This is a genomic window from Croceicoccus marinus (assembly GCF_001661675.2).
GTDB classification, from domain to species: domain Bacteria; phylum Pseudomonadota; class Alphaproteobacteria; order Sphingomonadales; family Sphingomonadaceae; genus Croceicoccus; species Croceicoccus marinus.
The window spans coordinates 576,772-596,841 of sequence record NZ_CP019603.1; the positions used below are offsets into that span (position 1 = coordinate 576,772).

Here is a 20,070-nt window from a genome sequence, read left to right on the forward strand (position 1 = left end):
CGATATTGATCCCAGAACCAGCATATTTCCAATCAGGACATTATTGTCCTGCTATGAGAATTGTCAAACCCTGATCGCCTCGCTGTCATTCGTGGCCGCAGCGACCGCCGCTTCCTGTTCGTCCAGCGCCGCGCGGGCGGCGAAGACCGCGCGCGCAGGCGTGTCGAGCGCGCGCAGGAACAGCGCCGCCGCCGCCGCGATCACAGCCAGCAGCGCGAAATAGGCGGGCACGGGCAGCACGCTCCACAAGCTGCCGACCAGCCCGCCCGCAAGGCTGCCGGTGAAGGTGGCGAAGAACCAGCTCGCCACCGTGCTCGCGCCCAGCCGCTGCGGGGCAAGCCGTGCGAAAATGCCTAGTCCGTTGGGCAGGATATAGAGCTCGCCCGTAGTCAGAACGACGAAGAAGGCGGCCAGCCACAGCCAGCTGGCGCGCGCACCGTCCTGCCAGCCCGCGACCACCGCCAGCAGGACATAGGCCCCGGCCACCACCAGCGCGCCGATCGCCATCTTGTGCAGCGGCGAATGTTCCGTGCCTGCCGCCGCCTGCCGCCGCCAGCGCGCCAGCAGGAAGGGGGTCATTAGGATCACCAGCAGCGGGTTCAATGACTGGAACCACGTCATCGGTATCTCGAACGATCCCGCGGCGCGGTCCACCCCGCTGTTGGCCCACAGCGCGACCGTATTGCCCACCTGCTCATAGGCGCTGCGGAACACGGTGACCGCCAGCAGCAGCCCGCCCAGCAGCATCAGTGTCGGGCGGTCGAAGCCGTCCCGGAAGCTGGCCTTGCCGCCTGCCAGGGTGACCGGTGTTCGGTCCTCCACCGGCAGATATTTGCCGCCCCAGACATAGATCGCGAGGCCCGCCGCCATGCCGATGCCCGCCGCGCCGAAGCCATAATGCCAGCCATAGAACTCGCCCAGGGTCCCGCAGATCAGCGGCGCGAGGAAGCCGCCGATGTTCACGCCGACGTAATAGATATTATAGGCCCACGGCCGGCGCGGGTCGTTCGCGCCGTACAGATCGTTGATCTGGCTGGGCAGGCTGGGAAGGAAGAACCCGTTGCCCAGCGCAATGGTGCCAAGCGCGATGTAGAACAATGGCTCGAATGTCATCATGAAATGGCCCAGCGCCATGATCGACCCGCCCAGGATCACCGCGCGGCGCTTGCCCAGCCAGCGGTCGGCGATGATGCCGCCGAAGATCGGCGTGAAATAGGCGAATGCGGTATAGGTGCCGTAGATGACCGAGGACATGCCCTGCTCGATCAGCAGTTCCAGCGTCATGTAATAGACGAGCAGCGCGCGCATGCCGTAGTAGGAGAACGTCTCCCACATGTTTGTCAGGATCAGGATCGTCAGCCCGCGCGGCTGGCCGAACCAGTTCTGTCCGGACGCGGGGGCGGCGGCGCTCATGCCGGGTCGGGCCCGCCCCAGACGTCGCCGCCTGCCCAGATCGTGCCGTGACTATAGGTGACCGACGGCTCGCGGTCCTGCGCGAGGAAGGTCGGCCCGTCGAGGTCGACGAAATCGCACAGCTGCGCCAGCACGAAGGCGGGGGCCATCGCAAGGCTGGTGCCGACCATGTTGCCGACCATCACCTGCAGGCCCGCCTCGCGGCTGGCATTCGCGATCTTCAGCGCCTCGGTCAGGCCGCCGCATTTGTCGAGCTTGATGTTGTTGACGGTAAAGCGCCCGGCCAGGCCCGGCACGTCGGCGCTGGTCAGCGCGCTTTCGTCCGCCGCGACCGGCATCGGGCTGGCGAAACCGTCCAGATCCGCCTCTCGCCCTCGCGCCAGGGGCTGTTCCAGCAGCAAGACGCGGCAGGCATCGAGCGCGGCGGCCAGATCGCCCAGCTCGCCAAGCGTGAAGCCCTGGTTGGCGTCGACCCCCAGCCACACATCGGGCCGCGCGGCGCGGATGGCCTGCACGCGCGCAATGTCGAGGTCGAGTTCGCCGGTCAGCTTGACCTTGATCGCGCGCGCATCGGCATAGGCGCTGGCGCCTGCCGCCATCTTTTCGGGACTGTCGGCACCCAGCGTGAAGGTCGTGACCACCGGCCTGGGTTCGGGCACGCCGGCCAGCTGCCAGACGGGCATGCCTTTCTGCTTAGCCTCAAGATCCCACAGCGCGCAATCGACCGCGTTGCGGCCCCCGCCCGCGGGCATCAGCGCCTGCAGCGCCGTGCGGTCGATACCGGCCTCGATCCGGCTGCGCGCGGCCTCTATGTCGGCCATCATGGTTTCGGCGTCGTCGTGCAGATAATAGACGCCGCCGCCTTCGCCGCGCCCGCGATGCGTGCCGTCCGACAGGGTGACGACCACCACCTCGGTCTCCTCGAACACATGGCCCGAGATGCGGAAGGGCGCGGCAAGGCGCAATGTCTCGCGCCTTGCGTCCAGTGTCAGCGCCATCAGTAGTTCGTCCCGATGCCGAACAGGTGGAAGGCCGCGGCCAGCCACACCATCACGATGCCTGCCAGCAGCAGCAGCACGCTCCAGACCTTGGCGGTCCAGCGGCGGCCCCCGGTCCAGACCTGCCACAGATACCAGGCGAATACCGCCAGCCCGCCGATGAAGATCACCAGAGTCAGCACCTGAAGCACGATGGTGATGGCATCGAACGCCCCGCCCAGATTGGTAAGGTCGTCGAACATCAGCGTGATGAGGACACCCCAGCCGACCAGCACCAGCACCATCAGCAGCGCGGCAAGGCGCGACAGGCGGTAGCCGAGCCGCCGGCGGCCTTCCAGTGGCAGCGGCGCGCCGTAATGGCGGCGCACCAGTGCGCGCACCGGCCACAGCAGCGCGGTCAGCAGCAGCACGACCAGCGCCGCATAGATCAGCGGCATCAGCAGCGCGGCATTCTTGTACCAGGGCGCGCGTTCGAACACGGTGAAGGCGGACATGATCGACAGGCTGAATCGCGTGACCTCGCCGTCCTCGACCCGCGCGGCAAGGCGGGTGTGGCTGTTGAGGTCCTGCCACACGAAGGGCTCGACCTCGACCCATTTGGCGGGGCGGCCGGTCAGGCCCATGCCGGGCGGCAGGATCAGCTCGCCGTCGGGGCCGACCGAGACGCTGGCCTGCCCGATCAGCTGGGTGATGTTGAGAAAGGTCGAATCCGCCCGGCGCGAAGCGATCCAGTTGCCCGCCAGCATCTGCGCGTGTCGTGCCGATTCCTCGGGCGGGACGCGGCTGGTGATCGGATCGCCGGGGAAGTACCGGTCGGCGAATTCGGTGAACAGGTTGATGCGCACGCCGTTCACCGCGCCTTCCTCGCCCCCGCTGTTGAACGAGGCGTAGAGGCCAACGTCCTGATCCATGAACAGATGGAGCGAGGTGTGGAAACCGCCCAGGTCGCCGAGATGCGCGATCACGCGCTCGCCGTTGATGTTGGTCTCGAAGAAACCCATCATCATGCGGTCCAGCGGCGGCAGCAGCGTGGTGGCGGTGGTGTGCATGTAGCGCGCGGTCTCGGGCTTCAGGATGCGATTGCCGTCAAGTTCGCCATTGTTCAGATGCGCGATCATGAAGCGCGCCATGTCCTCGCCGGTGGAGGACAGCGAACCGGCGGGCGCGGGGCCGACGATCTCGAAGGGCACGACCTCGCCCGACATCTTGTCATAGCCGGTCGCCATGTTCGGCTGCAGCCTTGCGGGCAGCGGCTGGCGGAAGCTGGAATCGTCCATGCCCAGCGGCTGGAAGATATGCCGCTCGACATAGTCGTCGAACGGCTCGCCCGACACGCGCTCGACGATATAGCCGGCCAGCGAGGTGCCATAGTTCGAATAGGCGGGCGTGGTGCCGGGGGCGAAGATGCGCTGCGGCACCCAGCGCTTCAGCAGCTCGTCATAGGGGGGGATGGCGTCGGGATCATCGCCGATCAGGTCCTTGACCTGCTCCTCGAACCCGGCGGTATGCGTCATCAGCTGGCGCATGGTCACCGGCTGCCCCTCGTAATCGGGGATGGTGAAATCGAGGTACTGGTTGATGTCGGCGTCGAGGTCGATCCTGCCCTGTTCGACTTGCTGCATCACCGCGGTCCAGGTGATCAGCTTGGACACCGAACCGGGACGGAACAGGGTCTTTTCGGGGTCGACCGGCGTGCGGCTCTCGACATCGGCATAGCCATAGCCGCGCTGGGTCAGAATCTCGCCGTCCTTGACAACCACCACCACGGCGCCGGCGATGTCGCCGTCGCCGATTGCATAGGGCAGATAACCGTCGAGCCAGGCGTCGAGATCGCTCTTGGTCAGCGCCTCGCCGCGATTGCCCGAATTGTCGGCAGGGGGCTGCGCCGCGGCTTCGCGCGGTTCGGGCGCGGCCTGCTGGGCGGTCAGCATCGTGCCTGTCGATGCCAGCAGCATGCAGATGGCGAACAGCATTGCGGCGGGTAATCTGGTTATGCGCATGGGACCCCCATTTCGACCCTTGTTGCCTCGGCCAGTTTTCGCGGCTAACCTTGAACGGATAGCTTTTGACCTAACCGGGACATAATGATCCTAATCAGAGAATTGTCAAATGGGGAAATCTGAACCCATATCCGCCGCACCGCAGCATCCCACGCTGGGCAGCCTGCTAAAGGGGCTGCGCGGGCGAAACGGCTGGACGCTCAAGGAGATGAGCGCCGAGACCGGCATCCCCGTCTCGACCCTGTCCAAGGTCGAGCATGACCGGCTGACGCTGACCTATGACAAGCTGATGCAATTGAGCCAGCGGCTGGGCATCCGCCTGTCCGAACTGTTCGCCGAACCGGAGGAGCGCGAGGAAGAGCGCAGCTTCACCGGACGGCGCAGCATCGGCAAGCCCGAGCGCGCGGTGCGGGTGACGACGCCCAATTACGATTATCACTACATGTGCCCCGAACTGCGGCAGAAGATGATGATCCCGATCGTCACCACGATCCGCGCCAGGACGGCGGAGGAATTCGGCAAGCTGGTACGCCATCCGGGCGAGGAATATATCCACGTGCTGGAAGGCAGCATCGTCGTGCTCACCGAATTCTACGACCCGGTGACGCTGCACAAGGGCGAGGGGATCTATATCGATTCCGACATGGGCCACGCCTATGTCGTCGCCGACGGCTGCGACGAGGCGCAGGTGCTGGGCGTCTGTTCCAGCCGCGAGCAGGATTTCGCGGATTCGCTGATGACCATCTACGGGCCGAAACGGGGCTGATTTCGGGTTGGGTTAGGCGGGGGCGGGGACGCTCCCGGTTTCGCTGACAGAGACGACGCCGATGCAGCCGCGCATCTTCTCGGCCGCGATGCGCGCCGACTGGGGCGACAGGCCGCGTAGCACCATCTCCACCCGCATTTCCGTGCCCCGCGTCGTGACCTTCAGGTCGGGCGCGGCAAGGTCGTGCTGCGCCAGCAGACCGATCAGGCGGCATAGCAGGCCCGCGCTGGACTGCGCGGTCAGGGTCAGGCGGACGGGCGGGGTCATGCCGCCGCACGCTTTCGCTCGCGCCCGGCGCGGGCGATGCGCTGGCGGGCCAGTCGATCGGCGGCCCGGTGAGGGGGCAGCGCATTGGCATCGGCAAGGTCCAGCACGGCGGCCAGGCGGCGGGGCGTGTCCTCCACCCGGCGCGCTGCTTCGGCGGCGGTCCAGCCCAGATGCTCTGCCGCGACATTGATGATGCCGCCTGCGTTCACGACATAGTCCGGCGCATAGAGCACGCCGCGCCGCGCCAGCAGATCGCCGTCATCGGGCGCGGCAAGGACATTGTTCGCCGCTCCGCAGACCAGTTTTGCGCGCAGCAGCGGCACGCTGCGACTGTCCAACACGCCGCCCAGCGCGCAAGGCGCGAAGATGTCAGCCTCTGCCGCGACGATGTCGCCGGGCTGGACGATGCGTGCACCGAACTCGCGAGCAGCCGCCTCGGCGCGGTCCGCATCGACGTCGGCCACGACCAGTTTCGCGCCCGCTTCGTGCAGATCGCGGCACAGATGCGCGCCGACATGGCCCAGCCCCTGCACCGCGACCGTCAGCCCGGCCAGATCGCTGCCCAGCCGCCGCGCGGCGAGCTGCATCGCCAGGAACACGCCCCGCGCGGTCCATGGCGAGGGATCGCCGCCGGGTTTTCCCTCCGCCGCGTCCAGCCCCGCGACATGGCGCGTCTCGCCCCGCACGATGGTCATGTCCGCGACCGATGTGCCGACGTCCTCCGCGGTCAGATAATCGCCGCCCAGCGCTTCGACGGCGCGGCCGAAGGCGCGCATCAGCGCGTCCCGGTTGAACGGGCCGGCGGGCATGGCGATCACCGACTTGCCGCCGCCGAGCGGCAGTTCCGCCAGCGCGTTCTTGTAGGCCATCCCCTCGGCCAGCCGCACCGCGTCTGCCATCATCGCCGCGTCGCTGTCATAGCGCCAGAACCGGCACCCGCCCGCCGCTGGGCCCAGGCGCGTCGAATGCAGCACGATCACGCCGCGCAGCCCGCTGGCGGGATCGGCGATGGGGATCACCGTCTCGGGCGGATGGGCGGGGGATGGATCGTTCATTTTTGCGTCTCCTGTCTGATGGGGCATGATCGCCCATGCGGCGGGGAAAGTCCGACCTCATTTGCGGCGAAGGGCGGATATACGGGTGGATTTCACCGACCCTGCGGTGATAAGCGAAATGGATGACCGACATGCTCGATCCCTTCGAACGAAAGATCCTGGCCGAATTGCAGCGCGATGCCAGTCTGACCACGGCAGAGCTGGCCAAGCGCGTGGGCCTGTCCGCCTCGCCCTGCTGGCGGCGGGTGGAGCGGCTGGAGAAGGAGGGCATCATCGCCCGCCGCGTGGCATTGGTCGACCGGCGCAAGATCGGCCTCAACACCCAGGTCTTTGCCCAGGTGAAGCTGAGCGCGCACGGCCACGCGCATCTGGACGAGTTCACCCGCGCCATCGCCGAGCTGCCCGAAGTGCTGGAAGCCTATGTGCTGATCGGCGTGTTCGATTTCATGCTGCGTATCGTGACCAGGGACATCGACGCCTATGAACGGCTGTTCTTCGACAGGCTATCGAAGATCCCCGGCGTGCAGGAAATCAACTCGACCGTGGCGCTGTCCGAGATCAAGTCGACCACCGCGCTGCCGGTTTAATGCACTGAGGGGGCGGGCTAGATCAGTCCGCGCCCGTCGAGCCGCACGACCGGGATCATGTCGCCATCACGCGCGGGCGGTATCGTCAGTTCCAGCGCATCCCCGCTGCGCCGGAACCGCACGTCGCGCCCGTCGTTCAGCCGCGCGCGTTCGATCCGCGCCGATGGTAGCTGCCCCTCGCCCAGAGCGGTAATGCGGACCGGGCTATCGGGCCATTCCAGCACCGCGACATGCAGCGCGCCGTCCTTCACCGTAAAGCGCACGTCCTGCGGCGTGAAGAAGGTGTCGCCCTCGGTATGCATGCCCGCCTGCACCTGCGTCGGGCCGTCGCCATAGATGCGCCACGGGCGCGAACCGTGGATCGACGCCTCTCCGTTCAGCGCCATCCATGCGGTGATGCCGTCGAGGATCTTCTCCTCCTCGGCATCGATGGTGCCGTCGCCGCGCATCGGGATGGACAGCAGCAGGTTGCCGTTCTTGGCCACCACGTCGCACAGGCGCTGGATCACCTGTTTCGCCGGAACATAGCTTTTGTTCAGGAACCGGCTGCGGTTGTAGTGCCAGTCGCCGATGCAGGTGCAGGTCTGCCAGGGCTGGTCGCGCAGCCGGTCGCTCCAGCCGCGCTCGACATCCTCGACCAGGGCCTCGCGCTGGAAGGCGGAGAGGACCTTGGCGGTCAGCACCACGTCGATGTCGCCCCCGCGTTCCAGCGCGCGCGAGTAGTAATGCGCCAGCGCCTCGACCCCGACGGGTCCGAAGGGCAGGCCGTAATCGTCCATGTAGATGATGTCGGGCCGGTATCTGTCGACGATCTCGTTCGAGCGCAGCAGCCATTTGGCTACGAAGGCAAGATTGCCGGGCGGTGCGAATTCCATCCAGCGGCCGCTATGCGTGTCGTGCCATGCGTTCATCGCCTCTATCGAGGTGATACCCGGCGGCGGGGCCATGGTCGCACCGGTGTAGAGTTCCTGCGGATCCAGCCCCTCCCACCAGGTGCCGCGCCCGTCTTCCTTGCGGAGCCGCCACGCATCGTAGCGAACGCCCGCCAGCGGCCCTTCGGGATCATAGCCATAGGCGGTCTGCCACCAGTGCCACGCATGGCTGATATGGTTGCTGACGCCAAAGCGCAGCCCTTCGCCCCGCACGATCCTTTCCCAGGTGCCGACGATGTCGCGTTTCGGCCCGACGCGCAGCGTGTTCCATGCATGATGCGAGCTGTCGAAGCAGTCGAGATTGTCGTGATGCGCGCCAAGGCTCATGAAATATCTGGCGCCCGCGGCCTTGTAGCGGCGGACCAGATATTCCGGGTCCCACGCCTCGGCCTTCCAGCGGTTCTCGATCTCCATGAAGCCGGTTTCGGACGGGTGCCCATAGGTCTTCACATGATGTTCGTACATCGGATGGCCCTGAAGATACATCAGCCGTCCGTACCAGTCGCCCTGTTCGGGCACGCATTGCGCGGACCAGTGCGCCCAGATGCCGAACTTGGCGTCGCGGAACCAGTCGGGCACGCGATAGGCCCCGGCCAGCGCCGACCAGTTGGAGGGGATCGCGCCGGCGCGGGCGACGCCGGGCAGGGTCGCGGCGGGAATGGCGGCCATTCCGGCCAGCGCCGAGCGGCGGGAGATCGGGAAGCCGCGCATCACGCCGCCTCTGCCGCGCAATGGGCGGCGATGAACTGGTCATGCGTGGGCATGGCTTCCACTCCGTTCTGCACCAGCTGCCGCATTCGGGTCAGTTGCGGCGCGATCTCTCCCTTCGGCATGGCGGCGGCGACCGGATCGGCGTTGCGCGGGCGCAGGCCCTGTCCCAGCATCACGGTCACCCAGCTGGTTTCGGTGAACAGCTCGTCCGGCTTGATGAAGACGCGTCCGTGGCTGGCGAACAGGTCCATGCGCCGGCGCAGGCTGCCGGGCACCTCCATCGTGCGCATGTCGTTCCAGAAGTCGGAATCGTCCCGGCGCGTCTGGTGGTAGTGCAGGATGATGAAGTCGCGCACCTTTTCGAACTCGTCCGCCATGGTGCGGTTGTATTCGTCGATGTCGGCCTGCGCGAAGCCGCGGTCGGGGAACAGCGACATCAACGTGACGACACCCTGCTGGATCAGATGGATGCTGGTCGATTCCAGCGGCTCCAGAAAGCCGGAGGCGAGGCCCAGCGCCACCACGTTGCGGTCCCACATCTTCTGCCGCCTGCCGGTGGTGAAGCGCAGCGGCCGGGGATCGCCCGATGCCGGGCTGTCCAGCCCGTCCAGCAATTGCGCCGCCGCCTCGTCGTCCGAGAGATGCGCGCTGCAATAGACGTGGCCGTTGCCGGTGCGGTGCTGCAGCGGGATGCGCCAGCGCCAGCCAGCCTTGCCCGCGGTCGAGCGGGTATAGGGCGTGCGCGGCGTGACCGCTTGCGACGGAACGGCCAGCGCGCGGTCCATCGGCAGCCAGCGTGACCAGTCGTCATATGCCGTGCCCAGCGCCTCGCCGATCAGCAGGCCGCGAAAGCCGGTGCAGTCGATGAAGAGATCGCCCTCGATCCGCCGATCCTGATCCAGCGCCAGCGCGGCGACATGGCCGCGATCGTCCAGTTCGACATGTTCGATGCGGCCCTGCACATGGCGCACGCCGCGCGCCGCCGCCTGTTCGCGCAGAAATTCGGCATAGAGCGCCGCGTCGAAATGGAGGGCGTAGCTGAGGCGCGAGTGAATATGCTTGGGATCGGCCGAGGGGCGGGTGAAGCGCCCCTCGCGCGCGGCCGCCACCGTCATCGAATAATCGCCCAGCGGGGCATCGCCATGCAGCAGCCAGTGCTGGTGGAAAGAGACGCCGCGCAGGTTGGCGCCATAATGGCCGAACGGGTGGATATATCGTTCGCCCAGACCGCCCCAGTCGCGAAACTCGATCCCCAGCTTGAAGGTCGCGCCGGTGCGGCGGACCAGCTCATCCTCGTCCAGGCCGAGCAGGCGGTTGAGCGTCAGGATGGGGGGAATCGTCGCTTCGCCCACGCCGACCGTGCCGATCGAGGGCGATTCGACCAGCGTGATCGAAAGGTCCTGTGCGCCAAATGTCTTCGACATCACCGCCGCCGCCATCCAGCCCGCGGTGCCCCCGCCCGCGATCACCACCCGGCGGATCCCTTGCGATTCCATGCTCAGCCTCTCCTGTCTTTCGCGTGTCGATACACGGATGAAACACGCTTGTCTTGTGCATATATGAAAGCTATGATCACCTGTGCATAATACGATCAATCGGACCGTTGGCAGTCAGGCCAGGGAAACGGTTCCGGAGAGGAGACTGTAATGAGGGGTACCGAGGGGGCGCTGTGCGGCGCGTCGAAGCTGGCCATCGTGCTGGCGGCCATGACGATGCCGGGCTTGGCCATTGCGCAGACGCAGCAGCCCGAAGCGGGGGACGATGCGGATTCGCCCGAAGAGGTCGCGAACCAGGATCTGATCGTCGTCACCGGGCTGCGCCAGTCGCTCGAGACCTCGCAGGAGATCAAGCGCAATTCCGACCAGTTCGTCGATTCGATCACCGCGCAGGACATCGGCCGTCTGCCTGACGTGAACGTGGCGGAAGCGCTGCAGCGCGTATCGGGCGTGCAAATCACCCGCAACCGGGGCGAAGGCAACGCCATCGCCGTGCGCGGCCTCACGCAGGTCCGGACCGAGTTGAACGGCCGCGACATTTTTCAGGCCAGCGGCGGACGCGGCCTGTCGTGGGACGAGGTCGGTTCCGAATTGCTGGCGGGCGTCGACGTCTACAAGAACCCCGCAGCCAACATGATCGAGGGCGGGCTTGCGGGCACCGTCAACCTGCGCACCCGCATGCCGTTCGATTCGCGCGACGAGATCATCGCCGCCACCGGCGCGGTCACCTATTACGACCTGATCGGCGAAAGCGGGCAGCAGGCATCGGGTCTCTACAGCAATCGCTGGGACACGGGCATCGGCGAGATCGGCTTTCTTGCCAATATCGGCTATCAGACCACCAGCTTCCGCGAGGACAACGTGGTGGTGGAGCCGTTCTACCAGCACGGCCCGGCGGCGCCCGGCGTCCAGGGGCCTGTTCCCGGCTATGAGGACCAGACCGTGCTGCTGCCGCATGGCGGCGGGTTCTCGGTGGCCTATGGCGACCGCGAGCGCATCAGCGGGCTTGTCGCGCTGCAGTGGCGTCCGACCGACACCATCGAGTTCTATGGCCAGTATTTCCAGGCCGACTACGAATTCAACGAAGCGGGCGTGTCGTTCTTCTCGTACGGCTCCGACGTCGGCCCTTCGCCCGACCGCGAATTCACGGTGGACGAGGACGGGATCGTCCGCACCGGCTATCTCGATAATCCGAACTCGGATTCGGCGACGCTGGGCACCAATCGCGATACCAGCACGTCCGAGATTTCGGGCGGGATGATCTGGGATCTGGCCCCGAACCTCAAGCTGCAGATCGATTACCAGCACATCGATTCGACGGTCGAGGCAAGGACGCTGAACCTGACGGCCAGCGCGATCAATCCGCGCACCGGGCTTGCCGGCATCGGCCAGGACTACGACTTCTTCTTCGACATCAACGGCGACGTGCCGGTCTTCCAGTCGACGACGCCCGGCTATTACGCCGATCTGTCGAATTATGCCGTGACCGCGATCCTGCCCTATGCCGAGGAAAACGACGCCAATGCCGATGCATTGCGCGCGGACCTGACGTGGGATTTCGATGAGGGCGGCTTCCTCGACGAGCTGCAGGTCGGCACCCGCTATACCGACAAGAGCGCGATCAACCGCAACACGACCTATGGCACATGGACCGGCGTGGGTTCCTGCGCCAACTGGTCGTCGCCGGAAAATTGCTATCGCCTGTCGGACTTCCCGCAATATGCCGAGCGCAACCGGTACCAGTCGGACCTGCTGCGCGGCGATGCGGCCGACACGGTGTTCGGGCCGGTGTGGCAATTCTCGGACGCGCTGTCGGCCAATCCGCAAGCCGCCTTCGATGCGTTCGAGGAGATCAGCGGGACCAGGTTCTCGTTCCGCCCCTATGATTCGCCCGACGCCTTTCTGGGCACCATCGACGAGAAGACCTACGCGGCCTATGCGCGGCTGGGCTTTGGGGGAGAGCTGGCGGCGCTGCCGTTCGACGGCAACGTCGGGCTGCGCTTCGTGCGGACCGAAACCGGGGCGCAGGGGCGGCGCGTGCTGACCTTCCGCGATCCGACCGATCCGACCACTTCGCTTACCCTGGACGAGGATTTCGGCGGCGGCCAGGACTACGACAAGTGGCTGCCCAGCGCGAACATGCGCGTCTATCTTACCGACGAGCTGATCCTGCGGGCGGCATTCTCGAAGAACTTCTCGCGCCCATCGTTCGACCAGCTGAATCCGCAGTTCAACCTGGGCGTCAGCTATGCCGACGGCAATTCGTCGATCCCGCAGCTGGTCGATCCCAACCAGCCCTATGATCCCGACACCAATCCCTATGTCGGCACGGGCACCGCGCGCGGCGATCCGAACCTGCTGCCAGAGGATTCGACCAGCTACGACCTCGCGCTCGAATGGTATTTCGATTCCTCGGGCTATGTCTATCTCACCGGCTTCAACAAGGACATCAAGAACCTGCTGGTGCTGCGTCCCTCGGCCCCGTTCCGCGAGGACGTGCCGGACGTGGGCGTGGTGCAGTTCAATGCCGAGCGGTGGATCAACGAGGCCAGCGGCTATGTGCGCGGCTTCGAGGTGGGCGGACAGGCGTTCGCCAGCTTCCTGCCGGCCCCTTTCGACGGGCTGGGCCTGCAGGCGAACTACACGTTTGCGGACAGCGACGCGGGCCAGACCGCTGCGGGCGACATCAACAGCGTCACGCAGATCTCGGTTCCGCTGAACAATCTGTCGAAGCACAGCTACAACCTTGTCGGCCTGTTCGACAAGGGACCGGTGGAAATCCGCGTCGCCTATAACTGGCGGGGCGAATATCTGCAGGGCACGGCGAACACCGGCACGCAGAACCTGCCGATCTTCGGCGACAGCTTCGGCATCCTGGATGCGTCCTTCACCCTCGACGTGACCGAGCGGTTCGCGATCACCGTGGATGCGCAGAACATCCTCGATACCGCGATCACGACCCATCAGGTCTTCGACGAGAGACCGCGCGACTACAAGATCAACGACCGGCGCTTCTCGATCAGGACGCGCGTTCTTTTCTAAAGGCTCTCCCCTGGCCGGGCCGCCCCTTGGGGCTGGCCCGGTCTTCTTTTTCGGCATAGTCAATGGAACGGCGCGCGTCTGCCGATCGGCTGACTGCGCGGTCGCCGCGTTGACAGGAGGGGAACTTGGGCCAGGACCAGACCGAGGACGAACAGGAGCGGCGCTACAAGGCGCCGGCGCTGGAGAAGGGGCTCGACATCCTCGAACTGCTGTCGAATACCGCCGAACCGTTGAGCCTGAGCGCCATCGTGGCGCGGCTGGGCCGCAGCCATGGCGAATTGTTCCGCATGGTTCAGGTGCTGCAATTCCGCGGCTATCTTCAACTGGACGAGGCGAACGAGGGCTATCGCCTGACCGACCGGCTGTTTTCGCTGGGCATGCAGCAACCGCGCACGCGGAACCTGGTCGAGACCGCGCTGCCGGTGATGCGCCGGCTGTCGCAGGAAGTCGGCCAGTCCTGCCACCTTGCATTGCATTCGCAGGGTGAGATCGTGGTCGTGGCGCGCATGGAATCGAGCGAGCAACTGGGCTTCACCGTGCGGGTCGGTTATCGCAAGCCGCTCCACCGGGCGGCGTCGGGCGCAGTGCTCTATGCCTTCCAGCCTGACGAGATACGCAGGAACTGGGATGTGCAGATGGACCCGGAGCTGACCGGCGATGAGCGGCGGGCCTTTCTGGACAGGGTCGCGAGCGTGCGCGAGCGCGGAATGGAAATCGTTGCCAGCAGCTATGTCGATGGGGTCACCGACCTGTCCGCGCCGCTGCTGCGGGGCGGTGTCGCGGCAGGGGCGCTGACAATGCCGTTCCTCAACAAGCGGGATCCGGCGGTCACGCAGGAAGACGCGGCGGTGAAAGTGGTCGAGGCGGCAGAGGAAATCTCGCACCAGCTGGTCGAGAACGACAGCAAGTCCTGAACCTCCGCGCGCTAGACGCCATAGATGCGGCGCGCGTTCGCACCCAGAACGGCGCTGCGTTCCGCTTGGGAAAGGCCTGACAGCGCATCGCGCGTCAGGGTCAGCCATCCAGCGTAATCGCCAGCCAGCGTCAGCACCGGCCAGTCGCTGCCCCAAAGCAGCCGGTGCGGGCCCCAGATGCCGATCAGCCGCCGGATCGTATCGTGCACCGCCGTGTCGCGGCCCTGTGCCGGCGCTTCGGTCAGCAGGCCGGAAAGCTTGCAGCTTACGTTCTGGTAACGGCTGAGGGCCAGCAGCGCCTGTTCCCAGCCGCGCATCGCATCGGGCTGGCCGATCGGCGGCTTGCCGCCATGGTCGAGCACGATGGCAAGACCGGGATGGCGCTCGGCAAGGCGGGCGATGGCCCCCAGACCTTCGGAGCGGACCAGCGCATCGAAGACCAGCCCCTCGGCCGCCAGCGCCTACAGTCCGGCATGGCGCGCGGGGGCGAGGATCCAGTCGGTATCGGCAATATCCTGCAGCATCGGACGAATACCGATAAGCCCGCGCGGCCGCCGTTGCCGCAGGCGTCCCGCCACGTCGGGCGCATCCAGGTCCAGCCAGCCGACGACCCCCAGCACGCCGGGGTCTTGTTCTGCCAGGTCCAGCAGCCAGTCGGTCTCGGCCATGGTGGGTGCGGCCTGCACCAGAATGGTCGCTTGGACGCCGGCGTCCGCCATCAGGGGGCGCAGGTCGTCCGGCGTCCAGCGGCGGTGCAGCGGGGATGTCCGCGCCAGCCAGCCGTAATCGCCGCGCGCGGGGTCCCAGTAATGGTGATGCGCGTCGACGATCATGCCGGAAGCGGGGCGTCTGCCGATACCAAGCCGTTATCCGCAAGATCGTGCCAGAGCGCGCTGGGGATCGCGACGTCCAGAAAGCCGATATTGGCCCGCACTTCGTCCGCGCTGCGCGCGCCGGGGACGGTGGTGGCAACCTGCGGATGGGCAAGGATGAATTGCAGCGCCGCCGCGGGGAGCGGCACGCCGTGATGGGTGCAGATCGCGTCCAGCCGCTTTGCCTTGTCGCGAATGGCCGCGGGCGGCGGGGCGTAATCGAAGCGCGGCGTACCCGCAAGCAGCCCCGAATTGAACGGACCGCCCACGATTATCGGAACCGACCGCGCCGCGGCTGCCGGAAACAGTCGTTCCAGCGCCTCCTGGTCCAGCAGGCTGTAGCGCCCCGCCAACAGGATCGCGTCGGGCCGGGCATGGTTCAGGATTTCAAGGCAGACCGCGATCTCGTTCACCCCAAGGCCCCATCCGGCGATGATGCCCTGCCGTTTCAGCATCGCCAGCGCGTCCAGCCCGCCGCCTTCGGTCAGTTCCGCCATTCGCCGCGCTGCCTCCGCGCCTTGGGTCGATGATCCGATGTCGTGGATCAGCAACAGGTCGATGCGGCCAAGGCCCAGCCGCTGCAGGCTGTCCTCGTGCGAGCGCAGGATGCCTTCTCGGGTATAATCGAAGCGCGGCTCGAAGGGCAGGGTCGTGACGAAACCGTGGCGTTCCACCATGCCAGGGGCCGACGAGAGAGGGTCGAGCAGGCGCCCCACCTTGGTCGAGATCACCGTCTCGCGCATTCGCAGCGCATCGCCGACACGGCGTTCGGCAAGGCCCATGCCGTAGAAGGGCGCGACATCGACGAAGTTCACGCCGCCCTCCAGCGCGGCCGCGACGGTCAGCCGCGCATCCTCGTCTTCCACGGGCGCATAGAGATTGCCGAGCGCGGCCCCGCCCAGCCCCAGTTCCGAAACCTCAAGCCCGGTATCGCCAAGCGCCCGCCTTGCGATCAAGATGGCTCCCCCCGCCAGTCGAAGATGCAATCCATCGGAACCCATTTCTGGCCATCCGCGGCATGGGGCAGGGGACGCTGAAAACGGGACATCTCCTCTTCCCATTGCAGCGTTCGCGGCGGCGGGGCGACCGGGCGGGGGTAGTCGTCGGAGACTTCGGCGATCATCACCAGCCTGTCGCCGGTGCGCCAGATCTGCATGTCGTGAAAGCCCTGTGCCTTCAGATGCGCGAGCACTTCGGTCCAGACGTTGCCGGGCGCATGACGCCGTTCATATTCCGCGATCAACCGCGGATCATCCTTCAGGTCGAGCGCGAAGCAGGCGCGTGGCATCGTTCCTCCCCTGCCGGACTGCCCGGCCAGCGTTCCGCAGCGCCCCATGCCCAATTCGCCTGGCAACAGCAAGCTCGGCCCCCAGGCAAGGGATTGCTTGTGTCGCGGATCGTTTGCACATATGAAAACGCTTCGCGCCAGCAAATAAGAATGACGGAACGGCTTCCCGCGTCGATGACAAGAATATTACGCCTGGAAGTAATGGATGTCCGGTTTCCGACTTCGGACACGCTCGACGGATCCGACGCGATGAATGCCGACCCCGACTATTCGGCGGCCTATTGCATCCTGCACACTGCCAACCCCGGCCTGATGGGCCACGGGCTGACTTTCACCATCGGTCGCGGCAACGATCTGTGCTGCGCGGCGATCCGCGCCCTGGCCCCGCTGGTGGAAGGTCTGGATCTGGACTGGATCGAGGAGGATGGCGGCCGGTTCTGGCGGCATGTGACCGGCGACAGCCAGCTGCGCTGGCTGGGTCCGGACAAGGGCGTGATGCATCTGGCGACGGCGGCGGTGGTGAATGCCGTGTGGGATTGCCTGGCGCGGCGTGCGGGCAAGCCGCTGTGGCGCTATGTCGCCGACATGAGCCCGGCGCAGATCGTGCGCGCGATCGATTTTCGCTACATGACCGACGCGATCACGCCCGACGGTGCGCTGGACCTGCTGACCGCCCGCGCACAGGGCAAGGCGGATCGGATCGCGCATGTCATGGCGCATGGCTATCCCTGCTATACCACTTCGGCTGGCTGGCTGGGCTATGACGATGCCAAGCTGCAGGCGCTCTGCCGCGAGGCGGTGGCGCAGGGTTTCGACCATATCAAGCTGAAGGTCGGCCGATCGCTGGAAAGCGACATCCGCCGGCTGGCTCTGGCGCGCGAAACGGTGGGGCCGGACGTGAAGCTGCTGATCGACGCGAACCAGATGTGGGAAGTCGGGCAGGCGATCGATTGGCTGAAACAGCTTGCCTTTGCAGACCCGTGGCTGATCGAGGAGCCGACCTCGCCCGACGATATCGAGGGGCACCGCGCGATCCGCCGCGCCGTCGCGCCCATCGGCGTCGCAACAGGCGAGATGTGCCAGAACCGCATCATGTTCAAGCAGTTCCTTGCCCGCCAGGCGCTGGACGTGGTGCAGCTCGACGCCTGCCGCCTGGGCGGCGTGAACGAGGTGCTGGCCGTCCTGCTGCTGGCGGCGCTGCATGACGTGGCAGTCTGTCCGCACGCGGGCGGGGTAGGGCTGTGCGAACAGGTGCAGCACCTCTCGATCATCGATTATCTGTGCTTTTCGGGCACGATGGAGGGGCGCGTGGCCGAGTTCGTCGACCATCTGCACGAACATTTCGTCGATCCCTGCAGGGTCGGGAACGGTGTCTATAGCGCGCCCCTGAACCCCGGCTATTCGGTCGAGATGCACCGCTCCTCGCTGGAGCGCTATTCCTTTCCGTGGAAGACCGGATCGCCATAGAGGATCCCGCGCCCGTTGGTGCCGACATACAGCCTGCCAAAGACCTTCGGATCACCCTCGATCACGCGATATTCATGACCCCACCGATGCGCGTCGTCGTCGATCCGCAGCCAGCCGCGATCGCCGTCGGCCTGCCGGAACAACCCGCGCTGGCCCTGGAATTCGCCCGCCACGAACAGGGTCGGTTCCTGCGATCCGGAAGCGGGTCTTCCCAGCGCGAACAGTTCGGCGCGGATGGCAGCGCCGATACGCGTCCAGCTGTCGCCCGCGTCGGTGCTGCGATAAAGGCGCTCACCCAGCTTGAGCCAGAGCGCGCCGCGCGCGCCGTGCCATGCGATCAGCGGATAGGGCGTTTCGCGGCTGCGCGGACGCGCGGCTGACAGATCGGCGGGCAGGCCGCGCGCGGTGGTGGGCGCGAAGCTGCGGCCGTGATCTTCGGACCGCAGGAACAGCCCGCGTTCGAAATCGAGTGCGTAGAACAGTCGCGGATCCTGCTTGTCCGCCACGGGCCGCCCGCGTTCGGGCAATCCCGCGATCGCCTGCCAGCTTTCGCCCCGGTCGCGGGAAAGGAGCGGGACCGGGGTACTGACCGCAAAGGTCCGACCGTCCGCCCCCGCCACGACATGCGCCTGTCCGTCGCGGTCCTGCTCCTCATGCGCCGGCAGCTTCGCCCGAAGCGGATTCCAGATCCGCCCCCCGTCTTCGGACCATGCCAGCGCTGCCGTGGGAACCTGGTCGCCGTGCCGGTTGCCCGACCGTACCAGCACATCCGGATGCAGCCCCGCATAGTCCAGATTGTTCGTATTGGTGAGATGCGGGTTCAGATGCATGCGCGGGGGCGACACCTGCAGGTCATCGTGCACGAAACCCGCGATATCGCCAAAGCCGGATACCAGCGGCGCCCCGCCGGGCGGGGAAAGCAGCGAGATGATCGCGGTCTGTTCGATCCCCGCCACCCAAGGCCGCCACCGGATATCGCCCTTCGCATCCAGTTCGTCGGTCCGATAGACGGTCGCACCGGTCGTATAGGCGGCCCTGCTGCCGTCGAAGGGATCGATCGCCAGCCCCGCCAGCCAGTGGCCCAGCTCGGCATGATCCTCGTCCTGCATCAGGAAGGGAGAGATGCCGACGTCGCGGGTGGAACGCGGGCCCAGATCCTCCCAGCTGTCGCCGCCGTCGCGCGTGTGCCAGATGGTATCGCCGGGACGCCAGCGGTCGATCGTGGTGACAAGCACGCGCCCCGGACGCGAGCGGTCAGCCGCGACGCCCATGTAGCCGCCCGCCGGCGCATCGGCGCGCTTGTCCGGCGTGATGTCGCTCCATCCGCCATCGGGGCGCAGCCGCCAGACCGCGCCGCGGGTGATGCCGCTTGGTCCAGCCTTGTCCGAACAGGTGACGTATAGCGTGCCTTGCCCGTCGATGGCGGCCTTGACCGGGATCAGGTCGGCGGGCGGCCCGCCTGCCAGGGCCGTCCAGCTCTCGCCGCCGTCGGCGGACATCGCGATGCGCGGCGCGCCGGTATCGGCAATGCCCGCGAATACGCGGCGCGATCCCGGCGCCGGATCGAAGATCACGAAGCTGATGCCGATGGCGACATCCTCGCCCCGCCGATCCGCCTGGCCGACACCGGACCATGGAAAGGCTTGGCAGCGTTGCCAGCTGGCGCCGTAATCGATGCTGCGCTGCAGCCCTTCCTCACGCGATCCGAACAGGAGATGGCCGCGCCGCTGCGGATCGACCGCCAGCCTTTCGCCTACGCTGCGGCCATAGGCGTTGCCCCCCATGCGGAAGGAGACGGGAAAGATTTCCCAGCTATCGCCCCTGTCCCGCGACCGCATCATGGCGGCCGGGCGGCCCAGATAGGTGCCCGCCGCCATGTAGAGGATGTCGGCAGCGACCGGATCGGGGGCAATGCTCTCGATCCCGAAAAGATTGCGCTGCGCCAGCTGGTCCTGCAAGGGAACCCACGTACCCGCATCCGCCTGCCAGCGGTAGGCACCGCCCATGTCGGTACGCAGATAGGCAAGCCCCGCCGCTGCCGTGCTGAACACGATGCCCGGCGCAAATCCGCCCGCGCCGACCACCGCATTGCGCCAGCGATAGGGCACGGAGCGAACGGGCGCGGCAACGGCCTGCCGGGCGAGACCGCCGATAGCTGCGGCGACGAGGGGTGATGTCAGGACGGTTCGGCGTCTGGGCAAGGCGATCTCTCCCGCGATGTGGTTTGCACCTGTGAAAATCATATTCACTGGAAAAAAGGCG

Annotated in this window: 15 protein-coding genes and 1 pseudogene; 5 read left to right on the top strand and 11 right to left on the bottom strand. The window is 66.4% G+C overall.

The window, feature by feature from the left end; genetic code table 11:
* Window positions 1-63 precede the first annotated feature (63 nt).
* The 3 genes from A9D14_RS16825 to A9D14_RS16835 are packed head-to-tail and all read right to left on the bottom strand — an operon-like array spanning window position 64 to window position 4,411.
* A complete protein-coding gene (locus tag A9D14_RS16825; RefSeq protein ID WP_066850480.1) occupies window positions 64-1,413 on the bottom strand; it encodes a peptide MFS transporter in 1,350 nt (449 codons plus the stop codon).
* A complete protein-coding gene (locus tag A9D14_RS16830; protein ID WP_066850482.1) occupies window positions 1,410-2,411 on the bottom strand; it encodes a dipeptide epimerase in 1,002 nt (333 codons plus the stop codon). Before A9D14_RS16830 ends, A9D14_RS16825 begins: the two co-directional genes overlap by 4 nt.
* Window positions 2,411-4,411 carry a serine hydrolase gene (locus A9D14_RS16835; protein ID WP_083988138.1) on the bottom strand — a complete coding sequence of 667 codons (2,001 nt, stop codon included), beginning with the start codon at window positions 4,409-4,411 and terminating at the stop codon, window positions 2,411-2,413. Before A9D14_RS16835 ends, A9D14_RS16830 begins: the two co-directional genes overlap by 1 nt.
* A 109-nt stretch (window positions 4,412-4,520) precedes the next feature.
* Between A9D14_RS16835 and A9D14_RS16840 the strand changes: the two genes are divergently transcribed.
* On the top strand, window positions 4,521-5,177 hold the full coding sequence (locus tag A9D14_RS16840) for a helix-turn-helix domain-containing protein (RefSeq protein WP_066850484.1): 657 nt from the start codon (window positions 4,521-4,523) through the stop codon (window positions 5,175-5,177).
* A gap of 12 nt (window positions 5,178-5,189) precedes the next feature.
* Here A9D14_RS16840 and A9D14_RS16845 read toward each other — a convergent pair whose 3' ends face one another.
* Complete coding sequence (locus tag A9D14_RS16845; RefSeq protein ID WP_066850486.1) at window positions 5,190-5,444, bottom strand: hypothetical protein; 255 nt, start codon at window positions 5,442-5,444, stop codon at window positions 5,190-5,192.
* Window positions 5,441-6,499 (bottom strand): Glu/Leu/Phe/Val family dehydrogenase, encoded by a 1,059-nt coding sequence (locus A9D14_RS16850; protein ID WP_066850488.1) that lies wholly within the window; start codon window positions 6,497-6,499, stop codon window positions 5,441-5,443. Before A9D14_RS16850 ends, A9D14_RS16845 begins: the two co-directional genes overlap by 4 nt.
* A gap of 122 nt (window positions 6,500-6,621) precedes the next feature.
* On the opposite strand from A9D14_RS16850, the gene A9D14_RS16855 reads away from it, so the two are divergent.
* Window positions 6,622-7,086 carry an Lrp/AsnC family transcriptional regulator gene (locus A9D14_RS16855; RefSeq protein ID WP_066850490.1) on the top strand — a complete coding sequence of 155 codons (465 nt, stop codon included), beginning with the start codon at window positions 6,622-6,624 and terminating at the stop codon, window positions 7,084-7,086.
* A 17-nt stretch (window positions 7,087-7,103) separates the two neighbouring features.
* Here the strand turns inward: A9D14_RS16855 and A9D14_RS16860 are convergent, their stop codons facing one another.
* Both A9D14_RS16860 and A9D14_RS16865 read right to left on the bottom strand, forming a co-directional pair.
* Window positions 7,104-8,729, bottom strand: coding sequence for an alpha-L-fucosidase (locus A9D14_RS16860; protein WP_066850492.1), 1,626 nt, complete (start codon window positions 8,727-8,729; stop codon window positions 7,104-7,106).
* A complete protein-coding gene (locus A9D14_RS16865; protein WP_066850494.1) occupies window positions 8,729-10,225 on the bottom strand; it encodes a tryptophan halogenase family protein in 1,497 nt (498 codons plus the stop codon). Before A9D14_RS16865 ends, A9D14_RS16860 begins: the two co-directional genes overlap by 1 nt.
* A 150-nt stretch (window positions 10,226-10,375) precedes the next feature.
* Between A9D14_RS16865 and A9D14_RS16870 the strand changes: the two genes are divergently transcribed.
* Window positions 10,376-13,267 carry a TonB-dependent receptor gene (locus A9D14_RS16870; RefSeq protein ID WP_066850496.1) on the top strand — a complete coding sequence of 964 codons (2,892 nt, stop codon included), beginning with the start codon at window positions 10,376-10,378 and terminating at the stop codon, window positions 13,265-13,267.
* A gap of 125 nt (window positions 13,268-13,392) precedes the next feature.
* Window positions 13,393-14,181: an IclR family transcriptional regulator gene (locus A9D14_RS16875; RefSeq protein WP_066850498.1), complete on the top strand. Its 789-nt coding sequence runs from the start codon at window positions 13,393-13,395 to the stop codon at window positions 14,179-14,181.
* 11 nt (window positions 14,182-14,192) lie between these two features.
* Here the strand turns inward: A9D14_RS16875 and A9D14_RS16880 are convergent.
* From A9D14_RS16880 to A9D14_RS16890, 3 genes and pseudogenes are all read right to left on the bottom strand, one after another.
* A pseudogene (locus A9D14_RS16880) lies at window positions 14,193-15,014 on the bottom strand (amidohydrolase family protein).
* Window positions 15,011-16,009 carry an aldo/keto reductase gene (locus A9D14_RS16885; protein WP_232469012.1) on the bottom strand — a complete coding sequence of 333 codons (999 nt, stop codon included), beginning with the start codon at window positions 16,007-16,009 and terminating at the stop codon, window positions 15,011-15,013. The pseudogene A9D14_RS16880 and the gene A9D14_RS16885 overlap by 4 nt, the downstream one beginning before the upstream one ends.
* The gene (locus A9D14_RS16890; RefSeq protein WP_066850717.1) at window positions 16,006-16,341 is read right to left on the bottom strand and encodes an L-rhamnose mutarotase; all 336 of its coding nucleotides are present in this window, start codon (window positions 16,339-16,341) and stop codon (window positions 16,006-16,008) included. The genes A9D14_RS16885 and A9D14_RS16890 overlap by 4 nt, the downstream gene beginning before the upstream one ends.
* A 174-nt stretch (window positions 16,342-16,515) precedes the next feature.
* Here A9D14_RS16890 and A9D14_RS16895 point away from each other — a divergent pair, with 174 nt between their 5' ends.
* Window positions 16,516-17,808 carry an enolase C-terminal domain-like protein gene (locus A9D14_RS16895; RefSeq protein WP_066850718.1) on the top strand — a complete coding sequence of 431 codons (1,293 nt, stop codon included), beginning with the start codon at window positions 16,516-16,518 and terminating at the stop codon, window positions 17,806-17,808.
* Here the strand turns inward: A9D14_RS16895 and A9D14_RS16900 are convergent.
* Entirely contained in the window at window positions 17,775-20,009 is a 2,235-nt protein-coding gene (locus A9D14_RS16900; RefSeq protein WP_232469014.1) for a WD40/YVTN/BNR-like repeat-containing protein, read from the bottom strand. The genes A9D14_RS16895 and A9D14_RS16900 overlap by 34 nt on opposite strands.
* Window positions 20,010-20,070: the final 61 nt, after the last annotated feature.